The sequence below is a fragment of the Arthrobacter sp. 01T419 genome (genome assembly GCF_056398865.1).
On sequence record NZ_JBFTQF010000002.1, the window covers coordinates 340142 to 362361 of the forward strand.

Consider the following 22220-nt stretch of genomic DNA (forward strand, 5'->3'; position numbering starts at 1 on the left):
GGACACAGGCATCACGCGCCCCCTAAGCGAAAGAGCTATACCGTTGGAATCGCCCCACCCCGTTCGGATCCTGACCGTTTGCACAGGCAACATTTGCCGCTCCCCCGTCGCCGAACGGTTGCTTCAAGCGGGCCTGGATCAGGTTCTCCCCGGAGGCTTCGAGGTCCGCAGCGCCGGCACCAGGGCCATGGTGGGCAGCCCCATCCAACCGCTGTCAGCCGACATCATCCGCACGTACGGCGGCACACCCGATGACTTCGCCGCTCGGCAGCTCACCTCGAAAATCCTCAGGGAATCGGACCTGGTGCTCACCATGGCATCACACCACCGGGGGGAGGTTCTGCAGCTGGATGCCTCCCTGCTGAAGCGGACCTTCACTATCCGGGAATTCGCACGGATGGTGACGGCCCTCGAGGAACGCGGCGACGCATCGCCGTCGGGCTCCGACTACACCCAACAATGGCGAGAACTGCCTGCAAGGGCATCGTCCGTGCGCCACCTCGTCCTGGCGGCAGAAGCCTCGGACAACGACGTCGCCGACCCTTACAAACAAGGCGCTGACGCGTACCTGCGGATGGAAGACGAGCTAGCACCTGCCATCCTGAGGATTCTCCGCTACGCCCGCCTTTCCATGCAGGGGTCCTAGCTCCGGGCTTTGCGCACCGGGTGCTCGCTCAGGATAGACAGGCGATTGAAGGCGTTGATGCCGATGCACGCCATGCACAGCACGCTGATCTGCTCCTCCGTATAGACCTGACGTGCGCGGGAAAACAACTCGGCCGTGGGACGGGCCGTGCTCATGCGCGTGATCTGTTCGGCCAGTTCAAGCGCCACCTTTTCGGCCTCGCTGAAGAGAGCTACTTCGCCGTACACGGACAGCAAGGCAAGCCGCTGCTCGGTCTCGCCATAGCCGATAGCACGGCGGTGGTGCAGGTCCAGGCAGAAGGCGCAGCCGTTGATCTGCGAGGCCCGGTAATTCACCAACTCCAGGGTGCGACGCGGAATCCCGGTCCGGTCCGCCTCGGCGSTGACCTGCTCCGCGTAGCCGGAAAGGGCCTGATAAAGTCCGGGCAGTTGCTTGTCCAGATAGCCCGCAAGCCGCGGGGTATTTTCACTCATCCGCCGAGCCTATCGGAGGGAACCTCTTAGCCGGCGATAGCCGAAGGGAAGTGAAATGGGTACGAATCCACCCCGAACAACCCTGCTCGACAGGACATTTCGTGTCAGCCTCATATTGAAGGGGCTGGATGGTGTTCTTGAGCTGGTCGGCGGGATACTCCTCTTGTTGGTGACGCCCCGGCAAATCGGAGACTTGGTCCGGTTCCTCACCCAGCACGAACTCGCCCAAGACCCGAACGACTTTGTGGCGAACACCCTGGTGCACATGACCTCGAACCTCTCGGTGTCGGCGTCCTTGTTCGGCGCCATCTACCTACTGCTCCACGGCTTGGTGAAAATCGTCCTGGTCTGGGCCGTCCTCAAGGACAAGCTCTGGGCCTACCCGTGGATGATCGCGTTCCTGCTGGTCTTCATCCTTTACCAGGGCTACCGGATCGCCGTGGCCTTCTCTTGGGGCCTTGTCCTCCTGACGGCCTTCGACATTTTCATCGTCTGGATCACCGCGCGTGAGTATCGCCTCCACCGGGCACGAAATCAACAGTCCTCCCCGACACCGAAGTCCGCCGGCTAGGGATGTCCGCGCGCGGGCCACGGCGCGGAATGCAGGCGTCCCGTATCGCGTGCCGCTCACGCCGGCCTACGGAGCGCTTTCGGAGTTGTCGCGCTGCTTGTTCTCATCGACGACGATATAGGTGATGTTTTTTCTGCGGCCGTTGCTGAAACGGGGCGGGATGGGTCGGGCGGGCGGCAGTCCGCGAGCCCTTCGCCTGCGGGAAAGGCGAATGTTTGCGTAGATCAAAAAGAGAAAGAATCCCAGCGACGGGACCAGCATGATGATGATCCAGGGAAAATTCTCCACGTGCGCCTCCTCTAGGAAAGAAACCTTCGACTGAGCTCGTTTTTTCTTTCGCTCCTCACGGATGGCAGAAACTAAGCATGCTTACTGCTACCGGTTAGGCATAACTTTAGAGCAAAACAGGTCGGCGGTGGGTTTCGCGCACCTTTTGAGGATCGACGCCCGCGCCGAAAATCAGCGGGCCCGGAAACTCGCACCGCCTGAAGCGAGTACGGACCCGGAACTAGGCAGAGTTCGGCCCGTACATTACTTAGCACCGGCCATGGCGTCCTGAGCAGGGCGCCCGGAAGCCCGCTAACCCTTCAGGATCAAGCCAGTAAGGGCCTTTCGTCACGTAGATGACGGCACCGGCCACGGCGACCCCGGCCGCAGCCGCGGCATCGACGGCGATATCAAGAAGGACGGCACGCATGTTCAGCTGGGACACCCGGACAGCCAACAAGGACACCCGAAAGTGGCCATTCACGCTCGAACCTGCCTTGGTCACGCGGCCCCTTGCCCGCGGAATCGGCCCGCGCTATGTTCTGAAGATGGATGCGTCCCAGCCCTCCACCCCGCGCAGCGTCGTCCTCGTTCACGGGATGTGGGGCCGTCCAGGCGACTGGCAATGGGTCCAGCGCCGGCTTAACGACAGGGGCGTGGAAGTCTTGGTGCCGGACCTCCCCTCACACCAGTTCCCCGATGCGGGATTCCTCGACGATGTCGAGGAAGTGAAAGCCGCGATCCGCTCGAGCGCTCCGCCCACCTGTGTCGCCGGATGGTCTTATGGATGCGACGTCGTCGGGGTCGCCGCCGATGGCGAGGAGAACGTCGCAAGGCTCGTGTACGGAGATCGTCGCGGACGTGCTCCTGGAAAACCTACAGGGGTGAGTGTCCCCTACCCCCTGAAGACCGGTGCCCGCTTCTCTTGGAACGCCCGGAAACCTTCAGCGTAGTCCTCGGTCTTGCAGAGCCGAGCCTGTTCCCTATTCTCCTCAGCCATGGCGGACCATAAGCCAAGGCGCTGATCACGGATATGCGCCACGAGCTCCTTGCTGGCGTTGAACGCACCGGTGGCACCCGCCGCCACCCGCTCCACGATGATCCGGGTGGCCTCAAGCAAGGCATCATCAGGCATGACCCTGCTGAACATTCCCTGCGCAACAGCCTCGGCGCCGCTGATCAGGTCCGCGGTGTAGATGAGGTCCAAGGTCCGGTGCATGCCCAGGCGTTCCGTGAAGTACCAGTGTCCGCCCGAGTCCAGGGTGGCCCCCAGCTTGGCGAACGGCGAACCGAACTTGGCGTTCTCCGCCACGTACACCACGTCCGTGGCCAGCAACAGGCCGAGCCCGACGCCGAGGCAAGCGCCGTGCGCGGCCGCGAATGTCGGGGCGGGGAAGGCTGCCATCTTCTTGAGCAGCGGCTCCACGAGCCCGTTCAAGTACGCCTTCGCGTCGTCGCTCTCCGGCGTCACGCCGGCAATGTCGCGTCCCGCGCAAAAGGCGCGGCCCTCTCCGCGGAGGAGCAGAGCCCGCACCATGCCGCGGGAGGCGGCGGCAGCGGCGTCGTCGTACGCTCTATCCAGTTCAGCGAGCGCCGCCTCGTTCAGCGAATTCAGCTTTTCCGGGGCATTGAGGACAATTTCGGCGATGCCGTTGGCGATGGAGAGCTCGATCATTCGTTTATTCCTTAGACGTCGAAATCGACCGTGACGGATTCACTGGTGGGGTGGGACTGGCACGTCAGAACGTAACCCTTGTCCAACTCATCCTGCTCCAAGGCGTAGTTCTCGTCCATGCTGACCGTCCCCGAAACCAGTTTGGCGCGGCACGTGCCGCACACGCCACCGGCGCACGCGAACGGAACGTCCGGGCGGACGCGCAACGCCGCGTTGAGGATGGACTCCCGGGCGTGGGTGGGGCTGGCGACATCGCCGGTCAAACCGTCCAGCTTGAAGGTGATCTTGAACGTGTCCTGCGACTCGTCCTCCACAACCGGGCGGCCAGCATTGCCCTCGGGGCGGTCCGGACGGCCGGTGGTGAACAGCTCAAAGCGCACGTGATCGGGCTCAACACCGCGGGCGGCGAGGGTATCCCGGCATAGCTGGACCAGCTCGAACGGCCCGCACAGGAACCATTCATCCACATCCTGCGCGTGGATGGCGGTGCCCAGCAGCTGCTGGAGCTTCTCGGCGTCGATACGTCCGGTCATGAGCGGCGCAATCCGCTGCTCACGCGACAAAACATGGTGCAGCGCCAGGCGCGACGGGTACTTGTCCTTCAGGTCCGCCAATTCCTCGAGGAACATGACGTCCATGGCGGCCTTGTTGGCGTAGATCAGGTCGAAGCGTGTGTCCGGGCTCGCGGCCAGCAGGGTGCGCGCGATCGCGATCACCGGGGTGATACCCGAACCGGCGGCAATGGCCACGAAAGATCCAGCTTCCGGGAGCTCGCTGGCCATTTCCTGCGGATTGTTCATGGAGTTCATGACATTCTGCTGGATAGTCAGGCCGTCCTTGCCGTGCTTGGAAATGAACGCGCCCATGGGGCTCATGACGTCCAAGGTGTCGCCGGCCTTGAGTTCCGCATTTGCCCACGTGGAGAAGATGCCGCCCAAGTCCTTCTTGATGGCCACACGGATCTCGCTGCTGCCGTCCGCGAAGCTGCGCGGCTCAGCGCAGATGGAATAGCTGCGGCGAACCTCCTTCGGTTCCCCGCTTTCATCCGGAAGCGTAGTGCGGAGCGCAACGTACTGGCCGGGAAGGTAGTCATACTGGCCGGCGAGCTCCGCCGGGACACCGAACGTGACTTCGATGGCGTCGTCAGTCAGGCGGCGGACTTCCGAAACGCTGAGGGAATGAAAGGACGCACGACGGCGGCCGGTGGCCTGCGCCTGTTCAGCGGCGGTTTGGCGGACAACGGGCATGTCAGATTCCTTACAAGACTTTGAAGTAGTCGAACGGTTCCTTGCAGTCCTGGCAGACAAAGAGCGCCTTGCAGGACGTGGAACCAAAGCGGGTGAGTTCCTTGGTATTGAGCGAAGAACACTGGGGGCATTTCACGGCGAGGTTGAGCCTCACTGGCCCCGAGTGGCCGCCGGCTGCGGCGCGGCCGGACGGCGGCGCAATGCCGTACTCCTGCAGCTTGGCCTTGCCCGAATCGGTCATCCAGTCCGTGGTCCACGCCGGAGCCAGGACCAATTCCACGTGGACGCTCGGGTAGCCGGCTTCCTTGAACGCGGTCTTGAGGTCGTCGCGGATCGCGTCCATCGCGGGGCAACCCGAGTACGTCGGCGTAATGGTGACCTGGACAGCGGGGACCAGCCCGCCGTCGTCGAACAGTTGAACATTACGCAGGATCCCCAAGTCCTCAATGGTGAGGACGGGAATCTCCGGATCGCAGACCGTGGCTGCGATCCCCCAGGCCTTCTGCTCGGCGGTTTGCTTGGTCTGGGTAGCCGTCTCTTGAAGGAACATGTCCACCACCGTCACCAGCTTGCACCGGGATGTTCACGGGCAAGCACCTGCATCTCAGCGAGGAGGTAGCCCAAGTGCTCGGAATGCTTGCCCTGGCGGCCGCCACCCAAGGATTGCGGGATACGTTCGAGGCTGAGTTCGCCGTCAAGACCGGCTTCGCTCAGGATCTCGCCCGTGAGYCGGTCGAAGTCCGCGCGGAGGCTGGACGGCTGCACGCCCGCGCCGCTTTCGGCGAGGCGGGCAGTGAGCTCGTCGTCTTCGAAGAGTTCCTCCACGTAGGGCCAGACGAGCTTGAAAGCCTGGACAATACGACGGCGGGACTCTTCCGTGCCGCCGGCAAGCCGCAGCACCCACTGGGCACTGTGGTCGCGGTGGTAGTCCACCTCTTTGAGGGCCTTCGCAGCGATGGCCGCGATGGTGGCATCCGTGGACCCAGTCAGCCGCTTGTAGAGCTCGAACTGGTAGAAGCTCACAATGAACTGCCGGGCGATGGTGACGGCGAAGTCCCCATTCGGCTGCTCGAAAAGGTGGGCGGAACGGAATTCGTGCTCCCGGCGGAAGTACGCCAGATCGTCCTCAGACTTATCCCACGCCGCGCCTGCATACGTGAGGAAGGAACGGGCGTGGCCCAACTGGTCCAGGGCGATGTTGCCCAGGGCCACGTCTTCCTCGAGCTCGGGGGCTCGGGAGATCCAGTGACCCAGGCGTTGTGCAAGGATCAGTCCGTCGTCGCCGATGCGCAGAGCGTATTCCGCGACGTCGCCTGTTGGCTTGACCTGTCCTTGTCGGATTTCGAGGGCGATATCTTCCGGCCGCAGGGCGTTCCCGGGGGTGATGCGCGTAGCGCTTGCGGAACCGTCTCCAGAGGCACCCGCACCCCTGACGCCGACGGAGATGTCGCCGTGGCCCTCGATGGCGAAGTCCGTGTTATTTTCGGTGTTTTCGGGGGCGGTCACAGGTGCTTCACGCCTTCGCTCTTGGTGTAATACGTCGCGTGGCGGTAATCCTTGCCCTGCGGGGACTCGAAGAAGGAGCCCTTGGAATCCGGGTCGCTCGAAGAAATGGCCTCGGCAGGAACCACCCAGATGGACACGCCTTCGTTGCGACGCGTGTACAGGTCGCGGGCGTTACGCAGAGCCATCGCCGCATCCGGAGYGTGCAAGGAGCCAGCATGGACATGGGACAGACCGCGGCTGGAGCGGACGAAGACTTCCCACAGGGCCCAGGGGGTTTCGTGGGGTTCGTTGGCTGCTGAGTCGTTGGGGATCATGCTGCGTATTCCTTCTCTGCTTGCTTGCGGGCGTACTCGGCGGCCGCTTCGCGGACCCAGGCGCCGTCGTCGTGCGCTTCACGGCGGCGCTCAAGCCGCTGCGCGTTGCAGGGACCCTTGCCGGCGAGAACGTCCTTGAACTCGTTCCAGTCCAAGGGGCCGTGCTCCCATTTCTTGGTTTCGTCATTGAAACGGATGTCCCTGTCCGGGAGCGTGAGGCCCAGGACCTTGACCTGCTCCACCATCATGCCGACGAAGCGGCTGCGGAGCTCATCGTTGCTGAACCTCTTGATATTCCAGGCCATGGACTGCTTGGAGTTGGGTGAATCGTCGTCCGGCGGGCCGAACATCATCAGCGCCGGCGCGTACCAGCGGTTGACTGCGTCCTGGGCCATCTGCTTCTGGGCAGGCGTGCCGTTCGACAGTTCAAGGAGGATCTCGAAACCCTGGCGCTGGTGGAACGACTCTTCCTTGCAGATGCGCACCATTGCGCGTCCGTAGGGGCCGTAGGAAGCACGGCACAGGGGAACCTGGTTGCAGATCGCGGCACCGTCGACCAGCCAGCCGATCGCACCCATGTCCGCCCAGGAAATCGCGGGGTAGTTGAAGATGGACGAGTACCGGGCTTTGCCGGCGATCAAGTCGCTGGTCATCTTGTCCCTGCTTTGGCCGAGGGTTTCCGCGGCCGAGTAGAGGTACAGGCCGTGGCCGGCTTCGTCCTGCACTTTCGCCATGAGGATGGCCTTGCGCTTGAGGCTCGGAGCCCTGGTGATCCAGTTGGCTTCCGGCTGCATGCCGATGATCTCCGAGTGCGCGTGCTGCGAGATCTGACGGAGCAGGGTCTTGCGGTAGGCCTCCGGCATCCAGTCCCGAGGTTCGATGCGCGAGTCCTCGGAAATGATGCGGTCAAAGTACGCCTGACCGGCTTGTTCCCGCTCAAGCTCTTCGGGGGACAGCTCAGCGGGCACAGACTGCAGATTCTGCGATGCCATGGTTGCTCCTAAATATTTACCGACCGTTCGTTCAGAATATGCGGAAGGCGTGAGATGCGTCAAGCGTTCAGGCTTGAGGCAAGCTGGCGGGGCGGGCACACAAGAGGTGGCACTCACGGCTGGCGTGCGAGATCAAAGGCGGCGGGGCAGCGCGACCCGATTGCCGCCGTCGGGCACTAACGGGCGCTCGGGGCGCAAATCGAAGGGACGCCCGCTCACGTATGTAGGCAAAATCGGGAACGCTCACTCACGTATATGGCCGCAAACCCAAACGCTCGCTCACCTACGCTGCCAATGGCCGGAACGCTCGCTCACCTCAGGTGAGCGAGCGTTTGCGGAAATGACCCCAAAGGTGAGCGGGCGTCTTGGGTGGCACCTGAGTGTGGCGTCAGGGAAGCACGAGCTCCCTAGTCCGTTCATGGAATAGTTGAGCCGTGGAATGGTGGGAAGTTGCCCTCGGAATACTTGCCGGGCTGATTGCGGTCTACGTTGTGCTTTTGCTGGGCTTGTGGGCCTACGCAAGAACCCATCCCGAGACGGTGGGCATGCGGGAAGCGCTGCGGATGCTGCCGGATGTACTGCGCGTCCTCAGGCGCCTGGCCGCCGACCCCACCGTGTCCCGCGGGGCGCGCATCAAGCTGTTCCTGCTGCTGGCATATCTGGTTTCGCCGATCGACCTTGTGCCGGACTTCCTGCCGCTCATCGGCTATGCCGACGATGTGATCATCATGGCCTTGGTTCTTCGCTCCGCGATCCGCTCCGCCGGCCCGGACTCCCTCCGGCGTCACTGGCCGGGTACCCCTGCTGGGCTAGCGGTCCTCGAACGCCTCGCCGGCCTGCCAGCCCAAACTTCCGGTAACCCCAGGAAAGAAGACACCGATGCTTCCTGAAACCGCCAACTCCGAGGCCGTGGCGCGACTTCGACGGCGTGGGTTCATCCTTGAGGGGATCACTCTAGGCTGGAACGTCGTCGGGGTGGCCGTTCTCGCCGTCGCCTCCATCACGGCAGGCTCGGTAGCGCTAGGCGGCTTCGGCTTGGATAGCCTGATCGAAATCGGAGCCAGCACCGTGGTGATCTGGGAATTGTCCGGTGCGGGCGAACGCCGCCAGCGGTTCGCGTTGAGGCTGATCGCAGGCGCTTTCCTTGCTCTGGCGCTTTACCTCGCCATTCAGTCTGGACTCGCGCTGGCCGCCGGTCACCATGCCGAGCCAAGCCCCGCCGGGATCATCTGGACGGCCGTCACAGCCGTGGTCATGTTCGCGCTCGCCGCCGGCAAGGGGGCGACAGGCAAGGCATTAGGCAATCCCGTACTCATTGCCGAAGGCAGGGTGACGTTCATCGACGGGCTGTTGGCTGCCGCAGTCCTGACCGGGATTTTGCTCGACAGTCTTGCCGGACGGTGGTGGGCCGATCCCTTGGCCGGCCTGGTCATTGTCTACTATGCGGTACGCGAAGCCTTGGAGATCATCCGCCACCGCCATTGATGCTCCACGGCTTGTCATGGCCTCGGACCAAAGATGAGCGAGCGTCCACAGGAAACAAAGGGTGGGGGCCGTCGGCTCCCACCCTGGATGAGCAAGTCAGCAATACTGGCGAATGACTAGTCCTCCACCACCACCTTGCCCTTCATTCCCATGAAGTCGTGCAGGGCGCAGATGTAGTCATAGACGCCGGCCTTGTTGAATGTCACGGTAAACGTGGTTCCCGGCACCATAAAGCCGGAATGGAGCTGCCCACCTGTGAAGTTCGTTGGATCACCGACCGGCGGGAAGACGTTGGCCGGTTCGGCGCCGAAGGTCACCGTGTGCGGAGCGCCCATGCCGTTGTTCACGAAGCTCACGCTCTCACCCACATGGATAACCACCTTTTGCTCAATGAACCGCATGACCATGGCTACGCCGTCGTCGGTCCCGGCGATGACTGTATGGTTATCGGCCTGGTCACGGGCAGCACTCCATTGCTCATAGCCGTCGCGGAGGATGGCTCGCGCCGTCCGGTCAGCCCGGTTGTTGTACTGCTCCTGGGTATACGGGTAGTCCGTGCCTTTGTCCCGCACGTGGACTGTGCCCTTCATGACGGCGCCGTGCACCAGGCAGTAATACGTGAAGTCGCCTGTATCCGGGAACTTCAAAGTGTACGAATCCACTGCCGGGAACCCACTGTCCGAGACGTTCGACATCACGCCGGAGTTGTAATAGGAGTGCCCGTCATAAGACTTGCCGCCTTGGGCCAACAAGTACAGAGGGTTGGACGGATCAAAGGGTTGCGTGGACTCGAGCGTTTGCCCCTTGGCCAGGAACGTGACCGTGTGGATTTCGGCCGCGTTGGCCTCCCAGGTGACCTTGTCACCGGCATTGATGAAGATGTTCTTCGGCAGGAAGGACATTCCTTGGATGGCCTGGTCGGAGGATTCAGAACCGACTTGGACGGTCCACGTCCTCGGCGATTTGCTCCTATCCGCGACGGCCGTGCCACTGAGGGTAACAGGCAACGCGAAGGCGAGAAGTAACACAATGAGTGCCCGTAGGCACCGTAGTAGACGTGGTTTTGGATGAGCAGTCATAAGACTCATTCCTTAGGAGATTCTGCGCTGACCGGCTGTTTCCAGCCTGGAAATTTTGAGGCGCCGGAGACCATGGCGTCGTTTGACGATGACTCGGTTTCCTTGAACTTCCCTATGAACTTCAGCTCGCAACTACTGCCCGTCCCCCACATACGGTGGCGGCGTCGCGACATTGGGCCAAGCGGGATCCTCCCTTGCTCGGAGGGATAACGTCCAGTTCCGGAGCAAAAGAGCCCCCATGACGGAACGGATAGGACACGGCGAAGCCGGCCCACGTGAAGGCGGAGAGATTTAAGTCCCATCGTGCTCCCAGAACGTTATTTTGTCGAGATGCACGAACTGTGCCTAGGCACCCTTTGTGGCCAAATTGCGGCTTTCTTGCGCGCGTTTTTAACTCAGCTGAGTGATACGTTCCGGTCATGGACAGACGACGGCGACTGTGGCTTGCAGCGGGGCTGGCAGTTCTGCTGGCGCTTGTCGTTGTCCTGGCCGCGATCGTCGCCGGGTCCGGCAGAACGCCGTCCGGACCTTCGCCCTCAACCACTCCCTCGAGCAGCTCCGCGCGCGCAACCGCTACCTCCACCCCTTCAGCGACCAAGTCCCGCGCACCAGCTCCTGCGGCACCGGCCCCGCCAACCATCCCGGCGCTTTCCGCAACGCCCATGAACATCCTGGTGATTGGCAGCGACAGCCGTGCGAATGCCAGGGAACAGAACAATCAGACCATCACAACCGGCCAGTCATCAGACCAACGCTCGGATTGCCTGATGCTGGTCCACGTACCGGCAGACCGGCACACGATCTACGGCATTTCGATCATGCGCGATAACTGGGTGAACATCCCGGGCTATGGTGCGTCCAAAATCAACGCCAGCCTTGAGGTGGGAGGCGTCCCCCTGGTGGTCCGGACCGTCGAATCACTCTTGGGCACGCACATAGACCACACCGTCATGCTGGACTTCCAAGGCTTCAAGACCCTCACGGATGGCCTTGGCGGGATCGACGTCAATGTCACGCTGCCGTTCACCGCCAGCTTTGAGACCCATCACGTCTTCCCCGCCGGAGTGAACCATTTGGACGGACAGGCGGCCCTGGAGTTCGTCCGCGAGCGCTACTCCTTCGTTGACGGTGACTACCAACGGGTCCGCAACCAGCAAACGTTCCTCCGGGCCCTGCTGACCAAACTCAGGGGAGGAATCCAGACTCCCGCCGCAGTCCTCGGCTTGGTGAACTTCGCGGCCAACTACCTCACTGTGGATCAAGGATATGACCCTGCATCAGTGGCCATCCTGGCATATGGACTCCGCACGGTGGATCCTGGCGCCTCCGTCTTCTTCACCCTGCCCACGGCAGGGACCGGCACTTCCTCCGACGGGCAATCCATTGTGCTGCCGGACTACGCCGGCATCGAAGAAGTGGCCGCCGCGCTGCGTGACGGCACGCTGCCGGAGTATGCAGCCGCCCATGGTTACTGAGCCGGTTCGGGCTACTCGCTTCCACTACTCGGAGCGCGCAAGGGCTCGGGTCCAACCACTCGAAAACTACTTGATCGAATATTTAAACAATCTTGAACAAAAGCTTGAGGGATCCTTGCAGCTTCCTAAAAGTCCTGCCGGAAAGTAGAGGTCATCGGGCAACAAAGTCCGTGAAATCCCGGTCCAACGGGCTTCAAGGAAATGGAAATCATCATGGGTCTCAACCTGAAAACCACAACCGGTAAAGTCGTTGCTTCCCTGGCCCTGGTCGGCACCGCTGCCGGCGTGGCAGGACTGGGAACCTACGGCGCTTTCACCTCCAGCACCTCCGCCAGCGCCGCCGTCGCCTCCGGCACCGTGAACATCGCCCTGGGCGCATCCGGCACCGCGAACCGACTCAGCGTCGCCGCTTCGGGCATGGTCCCCGGAGACACCGTGCAGCGCGCAGTCACCCTGAGCAACGCCGCTGGAAACCAGGCCCTGTCGGCGGTAACGCTGACCACCTCGGCCCTGCCGACCTCCAAGCTGGACACGGACACCACCATGGGCCTCCAGCTGGTGGTGGACAACTGCTCCGTCCCTTGGACCGAGGCTGGCACCTCCCCTGCTTACACCTACACCTGCTCCGGCACCACCACCTCAGTCCTGGCTACTCACCCCGTCATCGGATCAAACCTCTCCCTGGGCAACCTCACCTCGGTTGCAGCGGGCCAGACCGATAACCTGCGGGTCACGCTGACCCTGCCGGCAACGGCCGACAACACTCTCCAGGGCCAGAGCAGCACCATCGCCTTCAACTTCACGGGTACCCAGCGCACCGCGACCAACAAGTAGCTCGCCCCCCTGGCCAGCCCTCCGCCGTCGAGCCCCCCTGAAAAACGACGGCGGAGGGCCTCACACAAGAACGGAGACCCACCATGACCGCATCACTGGTCCGCCGCACGCGGCGGGTCTCCCGGACAACCACGACGACGGCGACAACCACCACGACGGCGACAGCCACCAAAACGGCGACGCCGGGCACGGAAGAATCGGGCACGGGGAAGAACCGGGGCATGGGGTCGAAAGTAGCCCAGTCCTTCGTGCGGCTCATCGCCACCACGGTGATGATTGCGGCCATAGCAACGTTCCTGTTCCTCGCCGTCGGTCCCCGTGTCCTTGGCTACCAGACCAGCACGATGCTGACCGGCTCCATGTCCCCGCTCATCAATCCGGGAGACGTGGTGGTCACCGTTCCCGTCCCGGTCCAAGACCTGAGGGTCGGGGACATCATCACGTACCACATTCCGGTAGACGACCAGCGGGTGGAGACACACCGGATCATTGACTTCGCCGTCAACAGCGAAGGCACCGCGACCGTTCGTACCAAGGGCGACGCCAACAATGGGGCCGACCCATGGACTGCAAACTTGGCTGGAGGCCACGTGGACCGCCAGGTGTTCACCGTCCCTTACCTCGGCAACGCAATCCGGGCCATTCGGGATCCCCTGGTCTTGAAAATCCTGATGTACGGCGCTCCGGCCGCCCTGGTGATCATGCTTCTCGTCTCGATTTGGCGGAAAAAGCCGGAAGGCCACGACGTGGACGCCAGCGACGCAGAACGGTCTCTTCCGGCCTTGGACCGCCGTCCCCTCAAGCGCCTCGCGCGGGAGATGAACAGCAAGGAAGCCGCCAAGAAGTTCGCGGCCACTTACACCAGGCTGCTTCCCCAGCGCGTAGACCGGATCAGCCACGCGCTCAGCGCCGGGAACAGCGACTTGGCCATGGATGCTGTCCTGAGCTTGAAAACCAGTTCCTCGATGGTCGGGGCGCTCCGGATGGAACAACACTGCGTCCACCTGGAACGTGCCCTGGTCATGACCGATCAAACCGCCGCAGTTGAAGCCAGCGAAAAGGTACGGCAGCACCAGCCACAGCTGGAAAAAGCACTGGGCGGTCAAAAAGCACTGGGCGGTCAAACTGCCCGGCGTGCTGCATGAGAATGTCCTCAACGAACTGAACTGGGTCCGCTGCCCTTACCGCGAAAAGGCGTAAGAAGGGGATCGGACCACAGGGCCTGACAGAAAGCCGCTGACCTTGCGTAGAAGCCACAGCACCGCCGACCGAGCGCAGACGCCTGTGCTTGGGCGCGTCGCTGCGGTCCTGGCGGCGGCTGCGGTTCTGATCCTTGCTCCCGGCATCGCACAAGCTTCGTTCACGGGAATGGACTCCGGTTCAACCAGCGTAGGGACCATGTCGCTCCCTGCACCGACCGGCGCGAGTGTGACGGCCACCTGCGTGACACGCAGCCTCAGCATCGTCGTGACCAACTACGGAACCGTCCCGCGGGCTACGTTTTACGATTTCACGGTGACGAACCCTGGCGGTGGCAACATGAAGACGATCGCCGGAACGTTCACGAAGGCCAATGCAACACAGGGCACCTGGACGTACCAGATCCACGGGTTGTACACGGCGTCCCCCGGCAATGTGTGGACAGGACAACCCTTCCAAGGAACGGTGGTGTGCTGACGAGACCGCCGCTCTGAGCGAAATCGATGGTCGTGTGTCGGTGGCCCTCTATAGAGTTGCCCCATGAGCCTGCCTGCCACGCCTCCAGTTCCTCCCGTCGCCAAGAAGGTGCCCACCACGCGCGAGCACCACGGCGATGTTTTCGTGGACAACTACGAATGGCTGCGGGACAAGGAATCCTCCGAGGTCGTGGAGCACTTGAAGGCGGAAAATGCCTACCAGGAGGCCGTCACCGCGCATCAGGAACCGCTGCGTGAGGCCATCTTCCAGGAAATCAAGGGCCGCACCCAGGAGACGGACCTCTCGGTCCCCAGCCGCAAGGACGRCTGGTGGTACTWCASCCGCTCSGYKGAGGACAAGGAGTACGGCATCCAGTGCCGTTTCCGGGCAGCACACTCCGGCGATGCGATAGCCGATTGGACCCCTCCGGCGGTGGAACCCGGCGTCGAACTCCAAGGCGAAGAAGTCCTGCTGGACGGCAATGCCGAAGCGGAAGGCAAACCGTTCTTCTCCGTTGGCGGCACTGCCGTGACGGTGGACGGCAACCTTTATGCCTACGCCGTGGACAACTCCGGCGAGGAAAGATTCACGCTCCGCATCAAGGACCTGCGAACGGGCGAACTGTTGCCCGACGTCATCGAGAACATCTTCTACGGGGTGGCCTTCTCCCCCGACGGCACCCGGATCTTCTACACGGTGGTGGACGACGCGTGGCGGCCGTACCAGGTGAAGTCGCACGTCTTGGGGACGCCCGTCAGCGAGGACGAGATCATCTACCAAGAGGACGACGTCGCCATGTGGCTCGGTTTCGAGCTCTCCGCCGACCGTCGCTACCTCGTGCTGAGCATCGGCTGCTCGGAATTCAGCGAAACGCGCCTACTGCGCTTTGACAACTACGACGCCGGGCTGTCCACCGTGATTTCCCGCGACGAGCACATCCTCTACGAGGCCGAGCCGTTCCTGCTGGATGGTGCTGAGACCATCCTCCTGACCCACAACAAGGACGCCATCAACTCAATGGTTTCCATCGCGGACGCGGCCGAGTTCGCCAAGCCACTGGCCGAACAGCACTGGCGCACCGTCGTCGAGCATTCCGACGCCGTTCGCGTCAACGGTGCCGGCGTCACCTCGACGCATCTGGTGGTGGCGGTACGGCAGGACACGATCGAACGCGTGCAGGTGCTGCCCCTCGCCGGATTGGGAACCGCGGCGCAGGGCGACGCCGTGGAACCCGCCTTCGACGAGGAGCTTTACACGGCCGGGGTGGCGGGTTCGGACTACGAAGCCCCGGTAATCCGCATCGGCTACACGTCCTTCTTCACGCCATCGCGGGTGTACGACTTCGTCCTGCCCACCGATGCCCTGCCGCAAGGCGAACTACTGCTGCGGAAGGAAAGCCCCGTGCTGGGCGGGTACTCCGCGTCAGACTACGTGGCCACGCGGGAATGGGCGACGGCGGCGGACGGCACCCGCGTGCCGCTTTCCGTTCTCCGGCACGCCTCCGTTTCCCAGGATTCAACCGGCGCAGGCCTGGTCTACGGCTATGGCTCCTACGAGGTCAGCATGGATCCGGGCTTCGGCGTGGCGCGTTTGTCCCTCCTGGACCGCGGAATCGTCATGGTGATCGCCCACATCCGCGGCGGCGGCGAACTCGGCCGGCACTGGTACGACGACGGCAAGAAACTCAATAAAAAGAACACCTTCACGGACTTCATCGCAGCGACTGACTGGCTAGCATCCTCCGGCTGGGTGGCACCGAACCGGATCGCGGCCATGGGTGGCTCTGCAGGCGGCCTGTTGATGGGCGCCGTGGCCAACCTTGCGCCGGAGAAGTACGCGGCGATCGTGGCAGCCGTGCCATTCGTGGATGCGTTGAACACCATCCTGGACCCGGAACTACCGCTTTCCGCGCTCGAGTGGGAGGAATGGGGCAACCCCATCACCGATCCCGAGGTGTATCAGTACATGAAGTCCTACACGCCGTACGAGAACATCCGTGCCGTCTCCTATCCGAAGATCGCGGCAGTGACGTCCTTCAACGACACCCGAGTGTTCTACGTAGAGCCCGCGAAGTGGGTCCAGGTCCTGCGTTCCGAGACCACCGGCACGGCGCCAATCGTCATGAAGATCGAGATGGAGGGTGGACACGGCGGAGCCTCGGGACGGTACGTTCAATGGCGTGRGCGCGCGTGGGACTATGCCTTCGTGGCTGATTCGCTGGGAGCAGTTGACCTGCTGCCTGGCGCGGGGCTCAAGTAAGGTTCTCCCTAGCGAGCTAATCTTCCGGTGGGGGCCTAATCGTACAGTAGGAGCGCAGTGGAGAGTCCCGTGACGAACGATGCATCGGCACCTAACCGTGCCTTGGTGGCCGACCCTGACCCCGTACGTCTCGAAGAGACGGTTGCGGCCCTCACCTCTGCGGGATTCTTGGTCCGTACAGCGTCCGACGCCGGTTCGCTCGCGGCCGCGCTGGAAACCGGTCCGAGCGACGTGGTGGTCTTGGACAACGCGCTCCGCGAGTTCCTTCCCCGGAACGGCGCCCCTGTTCTGCTCATGCTGGATCCCGAGGACAAGCTGGATGTCGCAGCCCTGGAGGCCTGGCGAATTGCGGATTTTATCTACAAGGGCCAAGCTCCGGACATTCGCGCGTACAGGGCCTTGGTCCTCATCGCCCGCGCCGCTGAACGGATGCGCCGCCGCTCGGAAGCCGAATTATTGCGGGAGAGCCTGCGAAAGGTGTCCGCGGCGATCCGCTCAACCATCGATCCCGGACGGATTGCCCGGCACCTGGTGGATGGAATCGGCGAGGCCCTCGGTGCGGAACACGTCTGGTTCACTACCTTCCCGGACGTACGCGTGCCGCAGGTCAGCGCCGAATGGAACGCCCCCGGGCTGGCACCAGGAATCCTGCCTCCCGAACTAGCAGACGAAATCGCCGCATTCGAACTGGCGGAACGCTTATGGGCCGAAGCAGACGTGAAGCCGCTGCCGAAGGGAACTCAGCCGGGGCACCCCGGTGGCGAGGACCGGGCTCTCCCGGGGCACCCCGGTGGCGAGGACCGGAACGGTGGTGTGGGTGCGCCGTCGGCCTCTGTTGTGGTGCCCGTAGGCGAGGGAGATCTTGTCTTGGGGGTCATCTGGATCGCGCGACCGGACACGGCGCAGGAATGGACACGAGCTGAAATCGGCCTAATTCAGCACGTTTCGGGAAACTTGTCATACGGCCTCATGCAGAGCCACTTGATTGGCGCTCAACAGCAAGTGATGTACAAACTCCAGGAACTCGACCAGGCCAAGACTGACTTCCTCACCACGGTGAACCACGAACTCCGAACCCCGTTGACGTCCATCACGGCTTATCTGGACATGATCCGCAGCGGCGCCGGCGGGACGATTCCTCCGGGGGTGGCGCGGATGGTGGACGTCATTTCACGAAATGCCGAGCGCCTCCGACGCCTGATCGAGGACATGCTCACCGTCTCACACCAAGGCACTTCAGGCGATCTCCAACTGAGCCGGGTCAACGTGGGCACCTTGCTCAGGCTCGTCGTCTCAACGTTGCAGCCCCTTGCGGACTCCCGTTCGCTATCCCTCACCGTGACGCACGCGCCAGGAACCGTGACTATCCAGGCCGATGAAGCCAAGCTGGAGCAGGTATTCGCCAACATCATCAGCAACGCCATCAAGTTCACCCCTGACGGCGGCCACGTCGCCGTCAGCAGCGGGATCACCTCCGATCCAGGAACGGTTCCCAGCGTGGTGGTGCGCGTGGAAGATACCGGCGTCGGGATCCCCGAAACTGAAATCGACCAAGTGTTTACGCGATTCTTCCGCGCTTCCAATGCCTCCACCGCGGCCATCCCCGGCAGCGGGCTGGGCCTGGCGATAGCCCACGACATTGTGGAGCGCCACTCCGGCAAGCTCGACATCGAGTCCGGCCTCGGCGTGGGAACCACTGTCTCGGTCCGGCTCCCGCTGGATACCGGAAGCTAGGACGGCTTGGCAGCCTGGCAGGGGCCACCCGCGCGCCGTCCCGACCTTCTTTGAAGTGGGAAAGCGCTTACGACACGGCGAGTCGCGTCTTTTCGGGGCTCGAACGCGCCAAACAGGGTCAGGACGGGCAGGCGTGAGCCGCGCGATCAGCCCTAGTTAGGCCACCAACCGACTTGCGTGTAGTTCACCGGGTCAGTCACGACGGGAACGGTGATAACCGTGGTGATTGTGGTGTCGTGCGTGGTCTTCGGGGCGGCGTTGGCAGGAGTGACAAATCCGCCAACGGCCAGCAGGCCCGTCATGAGAAGTGTTGCGGCGAATTTTTTCATGCACTGCTCCTTAGAGCCGTTGGAAATCCGAAGGGGACCTTTCCAGCGTAAGGAGCCTCGTTAAAGGTTTCCTTAAGATCGGATCAGTTTTCCGTAGTCTTTGCGGCGAGGCGGTATCCAACGCCACGCACGGTCTCCACCCAACGCGGCGACTGTGCGGAATCACCCAGCTTCCGGCGCAGATTGGCGATGTGAACCTGGATGGCCCGCTCTTCGGACTCGCTGACGTAGGCTCCGGTTTCGTACTCCCGGGCATGTAGCCAGCGGGCCAGCCCCGAGGTACTTCGGACCACCCGTCCGGCCTCCATGAGTGCCTGGAGAAGGTCGAACTCGGTACGGGTCAATTGCACTTCTTCGGCATCGACCCGTGTTGTCCGGGTGGCCACGTCCAAGTAGAGGCCGTTGTGTTCCAGCCCGGTACGGTCCGGCTCTCGTGGGCTGGTTGTTTCGTGCGATTCGCGGAGCACCGCCGTTGCTGACGAATTCGGCGCTGTAGCCGCCGGTGTCCCCTTCGCTGGCGGCAGCTCCGCCGCCGTGATCCCTCCGGAGGTGCCGCCCGACAGCTTGCTGCCGCGGGGCCTGCGGAGGAGCGTTTCAACCCGGGCCAGAAGTTCGCGGGGGCGGAAGGGCTTGGTGACAAAATCGTCCGCGCCGACGGCCAAACCTTGCAGTGTGTCCACCTCGCGAGCACGGGCCGTGAGCATGATGATGTAGGCGTCGCTGAACTCCCGTACACGGCGGGTGACCTCTATGCCATCGATGTCCGGCAGGCCCAGGTCCAAGGTAATCACGTCCGGGTTGTGACGGCGGACCGCATCCACGCCATCAAGACCATTCCCTGCCGCGTAAACTTCCAGGCCTGAGGCTTCGAGGACGGCGTGGACCACCTCGCGGATGTCATCGTCATCCTCGATTACTACAGCTACGCCAGGTGCGCTCATTTCACGACCCCCCGATCTCCCATGCTTTGCCCACCTTAACACCAGCCAGCTCTGGTATCTCCACTCGTTTCAACGTAAGTCACACTTGGCTCTTGAATCCATGGGCTGCCGGGCGCTATTTCCGTGCCCGCCATTCGGAATCGAGCATGGCGTAGATGACTTCGGTGGACCATTGGCCCTTGTAGTGCCAGTTGTCCACAAGGACTGCCTCGCGACGCATGCCGAGCCGCTCGCACAAGCCCGACGACGAGGTGTTCAGGGCATCGAGCTTGGCGTCGATCCTGTGGAACATGAGCGTCTCAAACCCAAGGCGGAGCACGGCCTCGGCCGCCTCGGCCGCGTAGCCATGTCCCCGGCTTTCCGGAGCCAATATCCAGCCAATCTCGGCCTGCCCCGTGCCCGGCAGCCATTTGAGCACCACTTCGCCGAGCAGCCCCGGCGAGTCCGGGCGCTCTATGGCCAGGCACACCCAATCGCCTTCCTGCTCGAAAGTGAAGTTGGCGTAGCGGCCCAGTGCTTCCATGGACTGCGTCAGGGTCAATTCCTGCCGGAGCAGGAATCGCGCGGTCTCCGGCAAGGACTGGTAGGCATGGAATCGTTCCAGATCCGTGGCCTCGAATCGGCGAAGCACGAGCCTCGGAGTCCGGATGGGAAGTTCGATGAGCGGCATGCCTCGAGGCTACTACGTGGGTCCGGTGCGTTCCGGCGCGTCCATCGGATGGAGCCCGGCGAACGCCCCGAATCCGTCCCGTCGGGCGGGCGCCTCTTGACAGTTCAAGCAAACTGGGATTACCTAATGAACATTCGGTAAATAAAGCTGGAGGCAATGACGCATGGTTGAGACCACCCTTTCTGGCGCAGCGCAGCACCAGATCCTCAAGAACGACTACGCCTCCGAGTGGATGGGCCTAGAGGTGCTCAAGATCGACGACGGCCACGCCACCGTCCGGATGAAGCTCCGCCAGGAAATGCTCAACGGCTTCGGAATGGCCCACGGCGGAATGATCTTCGCCTTCGCGGATTCGGCGTTTGCCCTCGCTTGCAACCCGGCCGTCCCGTCGCCGTCGGAGGCTGACACCATCACTGTCGCTGCCGGCGTCGACATCAACTTCCTCAAGCCGGCCTACCAGGGCCAGGTGATCACCGCCGTCGCAAACCGCCGTGCCAACAACGGCCGCAGCGGCCTGTACGACATCCAGATCTTCGCTGCGGACCCGAGCGAGCTTGCCACCGCGTCGCCCAAGGATCCCGGCAGCTACGGCGAGCTCATCGCCGAGTTCCGTGGCCGCAGCCGCACCATCTCCAAGAAGTAGGAAGACCATGACACAGAACACCGTCGCCGCTCCCGACGCACCGCTTAACACCGCACAGCTAGATCGCGAAGAAACCATCTCCCGCGACGAGCTCGAGGCCTTGCAGCTCAGCCGCCTCCAGCACACCGTGGCCTACGCCTACGATCGGGTGCCGCTCTACAAGCGCAAGTTCGACGACGCCGGCGTCCACCCCACCGATCTCCGCGAGCTGTCCGATCTTGGCAAGTTCCCGTACACCACCAAGGAAGACCTTCGCCAGGAATACCCCTTCGGCATGTTCGCCGTGCCGCAGAACGAAGTAGCCCGCGTTCACGCCAGCTCCGGCACCACAGGACGGCCGACCGTCGTCGGGTACACCAAAAACGACCTCGCCAACTGGGCAACCTTGGTGGCGCGTTCGCTGCGCGCCTCCGGAGTCCGCCCGGGCATGAAGGTCCACAACGCCTACGGCTACGGCCTTTTCACCGGCGGCCTGGGCGCCCACGCGGGTGCCGAAGCATTGGGGTGCACTGTCATCCCGATGTCCGGCGGCCAGACCGAACGCCAGATCCAGCTGATCCAGGACTTCCAGCCGGACGCCATCCTGGCAACTCCCACTTACCTGCTCACCATCGCTGACGCGATGGCGCACATGGGTGTCGATCCGGCGTCGACCTCGCTCAAGTACGCGGTACTCGGAGCCGAACCGTGGACCGAGGAAATGCGCCACGAGCTCGAAACCACCATGAACATCAAAGCGTGTGACATCTACGGGCTCTCCGAGGTCATGGGCCCGGGCGTTGCGGGCGAGGCCGTGGAGACCCAGGACGGCTGCCACATCTGGGAGGACCACTTCCGCCCGGAGATCATCGATCCGTTCGACCCCTCCCGCGGGGTAAGCGCCGTACTGGCCGACGGCGAGCCGGGCGAACTCGTCTTCACCTCACTGACCAAGGAAGCGCTGCCGATCATCCGGTACCGCACCAAGGACCTCACCCGCCTGCTGCCCGGCACGGCCCGCCCCGCCCACCGCCGCATGGGCCGCATTACCGGCCGCAGCGACGACATGATCATCCTGCGCGGCGTGAACCTCTTCCCCTCGCAGATCGAGGAAATCGCCCTGCGCATCCCCGAGCTCAGCCCGCATTTCCAGCTCGAACTCACCCGCCCTGAGGGCAAGCGCATGGACTCGCTGACGGTCAAGATTGAGCGCCGCGAGAACGTTTCCCTCGAGGCGGGTACGACGGCGGCACACGCCTTGCGCGAGCAGATCAAGATCCACGTGGGTTCTTCGTGCGTCGTGGACGTCGTCGAGCCGGGTTCGCTCGAGCGTTCCAACGGCAAGCTGCGCCGCGTCTACGACATGCGACCCAAGAGGTAACCTGACCCGGCGCGTGCACGAATCAACCGACCGTTCATGAGAA

General features: G+C 63.1%; 25 protein-coding genes. 13 read left to right on the forward strand and 12 right to left on the reverse strand.

Annotated features, from left to right (window positions below):
• The first annotated feature begins 43 nt into the window (after positions 1-43).
• Positions 44-646, forward strand: a complete 603-nt coding sequence (locus tag AC1DLO_RS05230) for an arsenate reductase/protein-tyrosine-phosphatase family protein (protein WP_476889505.1) — start codon at positions 44-46, stop codon at positions 644-646.
• Here AC1DLO_RS05230 and AC1DLO_RS05235 read toward each other — a convergent pair.
• Entirely contained in the window at positions 643-1119 is a 477-nt protein-coding gene (locus AC1DLO_RS05235; RefSeq protein WP_476914417.1) for a carboxymuconolactone decarboxylase family protein, read from the reverse strand. The genes AC1DLO_RS05230 and AC1DLO_RS05235 overlap by 4 nt on opposite strands.
• Positions 1120-1174: 55 nt before the next feature.
• Between AC1DLO_RS05235 and AC1DLO_RS05240 the strand changes: the two genes are divergently transcribed.
• Positions 1175-1690: a DUF2127 domain-containing protein gene (locus AC1DLO_RS05240; RefSeq protein WP_476889507.1), complete on the forward strand. Its 516-nt coding sequence runs from the start codon at positions 1175-1177 to the stop codon at positions 1688-1690.
• 66 nt (positions 1691-1756) lie between these two features.
• Here the strand turns inward: AC1DLO_RS05240 and AC1DLO_RS05245 are convergent, their stop codons facing one another.
• Positions 1757-1978: a hypothetical protein gene (locus AC1DLO_RS05245; RefSeq protein WP_476889508.1), complete on the reverse strand. Its 222-nt coding sequence runs from the start codon at positions 1976-1978 to the stop codon at positions 1757-1759.
• Positions 1979-2313: 335 nt separating this feature from the next.
• Between AC1DLO_RS05245 and AC1DLO_RS05250 the strand changes: the two genes are divergently transcribed.
• Complete coding sequence (locus AC1DLO_RS05250) at positions 2314-2910, forward strand: alpha/beta hydrolase (RefSeq protein WP_476914418.1); 597 nt, start codon at positions 2314-2316, stop codon at positions 2908-2910.
• Here AC1DLO_RS05250 and AC1DLO_RS05255 read toward each other — a convergent pair.
• From AC1DLO_RS05255 to paaA, 6 genes are read right to left on the reverse strand one after another with little or no spacing between them, the layout of a single operon-like run.
• Positions 2853-3632 (reverse strand): enoyl-CoA hydratase/isomerase family protein, encoded by a 780-nt coding sequence (locus tag AC1DLO_RS05255; protein ID WP_476889510.1) that lies wholly within the window; start codon positions 3630-3632, stop codon positions 2853-2855. The genes AC1DLO_RS05250 and AC1DLO_RS05255 overlap by 58 nt on opposite strands.
• Positions 3633-3643: 11 nt before the next feature.
• A complete protein-coding gene (paaE, locus tag AC1DLO_RS05260; RefSeq protein ID WP_476889511.1) occupies positions 3644-4879 on the reverse strand; it encodes a 1,2-phenylacetyl-CoA epoxidase subunit PaaE in 1236 nt (411 codons plus the stop codon).
• A gap of 10 nt (positions 4880-4889) precedes the next feature.
• Positions 4890-5429 (reverse strand): 1,2-phenylacetyl-CoA epoxidase subunit PaaD, encoded by a 540-nt coding sequence (paaD, locus tag AC1DLO_RS05265; RefSeq protein WP_476889512.1) that lies wholly within the window; start codon positions 5427-5429, stop codon positions 4890-4892.
• 11 nt (positions 5430-5440) lie between these two features.
• Complete coding sequence (paaC, locus tag AC1DLO_RS05270; RefSeq protein WP_476889513.1) at positions 5441-6385, reverse strand: 1,2-phenylacetyl-CoA epoxidase subunit PaaC; 945 nt, start codon at positions 6383-6385, stop codon at positions 5441-5443.
• Positions 6382-6699 (reverse strand): 1,2-phenylacetyl-CoA epoxidase subunit PaaB, encoded by a 318-nt coding sequence (paaB, locus tag AC1DLO_RS05275; RefSeq protein ID WP_476914419.1) that lies wholly within the window; start codon positions 6697-6699, stop codon positions 6382-6384. The genes paaC and paaB overlap by 4 nt, the downstream gene beginning before the upstream one ends.
• Positions 6696-7691 carry a 1,2-phenylacetyl-CoA epoxidase subunit PaaA gene (paaA, locus tag AC1DLO_RS05280; RefSeq protein ID WP_476889515.1) on the reverse strand — a complete coding sequence of 332 codons (996 nt, stop codon included), beginning with the start codon at positions 7689-7691 and terminating at the stop codon, positions 6696-6698. The genes paaB and paaA overlap by 4 nt, the downstream gene beginning before the upstream one ends.
• A gap of 434 nt (positions 7692-8125) precedes the next feature.
• On the opposite strand from paaA, the gene AC1DLO_RS05285 reads away from it, so the two are divergent.
• Complete coding sequence (locus AC1DLO_RS05285; RefSeq protein ID WP_476889516.1) at positions 8126-8581, forward strand: YkvA family protein; 456 nt, start codon at positions 8126-8128, stop codon at positions 8579-8581.
• Positions 8571-9176 (forward strand): cation efflux transmembrane domain-containing protein, encoded by a 606-nt coding sequence (locus AC1DLO_RS05290; RefSeq protein WP_476889517.1) that lies wholly within the window; start codon positions 8571-8573, stop codon positions 9174-9176. Before AC1DLO_RS05285 ends, AC1DLO_RS05290 begins: the two co-directional genes overlap by 11 nt.
• Before the next feature lie 116 nt (positions 9177-9292).
• Here AC1DLO_RS05290 and AC1DLO_RS05295 read toward each other — a convergent pair whose 3' ends face one another.
• The gene (locus AC1DLO_RS05295) at positions 9293-10255 is read right to left on the reverse strand and encodes a plastocyanin/azurin family copper-binding protein (protein ID WP_476914420.1); all 963 of its coding nucleotides are present in this window, start codon (positions 10253-10255) and stop codon (positions 9293-9295) included.
• A gap of 419 nt (positions 10256-10674) precedes the next feature.
• On the opposite strand from AC1DLO_RS05295, the gene AC1DLO_RS05300 reads away from it, so the two are divergent.
• The 6 genes from AC1DLO_RS05300 to AC1DLO_RS05325 all read left to right on the forward strand — a co-directional run bounded on the left by AC1DLO_RS05300 (position 10675) and on the right by AC1DLO_RS05325 (position 18234).
• Positions 10675-11730, forward strand: a complete 1056-nt coding sequence (locus AC1DLO_RS05300) for an LCP family protein (protein ID WP_476914421.1) — start codon at positions 10675-10677, stop codon at positions 11728-11730.
• 213 nt (positions 11731-11943) lie between these two features.
• The gene (locus AC1DLO_RS05305; RefSeq protein WP_476889520.1) at positions 11944-12564 is read left to right on the forward strand and encodes a TasA family protein; all 621 of its coding nucleotides are present in this window, start codon (positions 11944-11946) and stop codon (positions 12562-12564) included.
• 83 nt (positions 12565-12647) lie between these two features.
• Positions 12648-13709, forward strand: a complete 1062-nt coding sequence (locus tag AC1DLO_RS05310; protein WP_476889521.1) for a signal peptidase I — start codon at positions 12648-12650, stop codon at positions 13707-13709.
• A gap of 97 nt (positions 13710-13806) precedes the next feature.
• Entirely contained in the window at positions 13807-14241 is a 435-nt protein-coding gene (locus AC1DLO_RS05315; RefSeq protein ID WP_476889522.1) for a hypothetical protein, read from the forward strand.
• 63 nt (positions 14242-14304) lie between these two features.
• Positions 14305-16500 carry a S9 family peptidase gene (locus tag AC1DLO_RS05320; protein ID WP_476914422.1) on the forward strand — a complete coding sequence of 732 codons (2196 nt, stop codon included), beginning with the start codon at positions 14305-14307 and terminating at the stop codon, positions 16498-16500.
• Positions 16501-16569: 69 nt separating this feature from the next.
• Positions 16570-18234, forward strand: coding sequence for an ATP-binding protein (locus tag AC1DLO_RS05325; protein ID WP_476889524.1), 1665 nt, complete (start codon positions 16570-16572; stop codon positions 18232-18234).
• 152 nt (positions 18235-18386) lie between these two features.
• Here AC1DLO_RS05325 and AC1DLO_RS05330 read toward each other — a convergent pair whose 3' ends face one another.
• From AC1DLO_RS05330 to AC1DLO_RS05340, 3 genes are all read right to left on the reverse strand, one after another.
• A complete protein-coding gene (locus tag AC1DLO_RS05330) occupies positions 18387-18563 on the reverse strand; it encodes a hypothetical protein (protein WP_184738895.1) in 177 nt (58 codons plus the stop codon).
• Between the two features lie 83 nt (positions 18564-18646).
• Complete coding sequence (locus AC1DLO_RS05335) at positions 18647-19504, reverse strand: response regulator transcription factor (RefSeq protein ID WP_476889525.1); 858 nt, start codon at positions 19502-19504, stop codon at positions 18647-18649.
• A 115-nt stretch (positions 19505-19619) separates the two neighbouring features.
• Complete coding sequence (locus AC1DLO_RS05340; protein ID WP_184738625.1) at positions 19620-20174, reverse strand: GNAT family N-acetyltransferase; 555 nt, start codon at positions 20172-20174, stop codon at positions 19620-19622.
• Positions 20175-20337: 163 nt separating this feature from the next.
• On the opposite strand from AC1DLO_RS05340, the gene AC1DLO_RS05345 reads away from it, so the two are divergent.
• Both AC1DLO_RS05345 and paaK read left to right on the forward strand, forming a co-directional pair.
• Positions 20338-20817 (forward strand): hotdog fold thioesterase, encoded by a 480-nt coding sequence (locus AC1DLO_RS05345; RefSeq protein ID WP_476889526.1) that lies wholly within the window; start codon positions 20338-20340, stop codon positions 20815-20817.
• Between the two features lie 7 nt (positions 20818-20824).
• The gene (paaK, locus tag AC1DLO_RS05350) at positions 20825-22177 is read left to right on the forward strand and encodes a phenylacetate--CoA ligase PaaK (protein WP_476889527.1); all 1353 of its coding nucleotides are present in this window, start codon (positions 20825-20827) and stop codon (positions 22175-22177) included.
• Positions 22178-22220 lie beyond the last annotated feature (43 nt).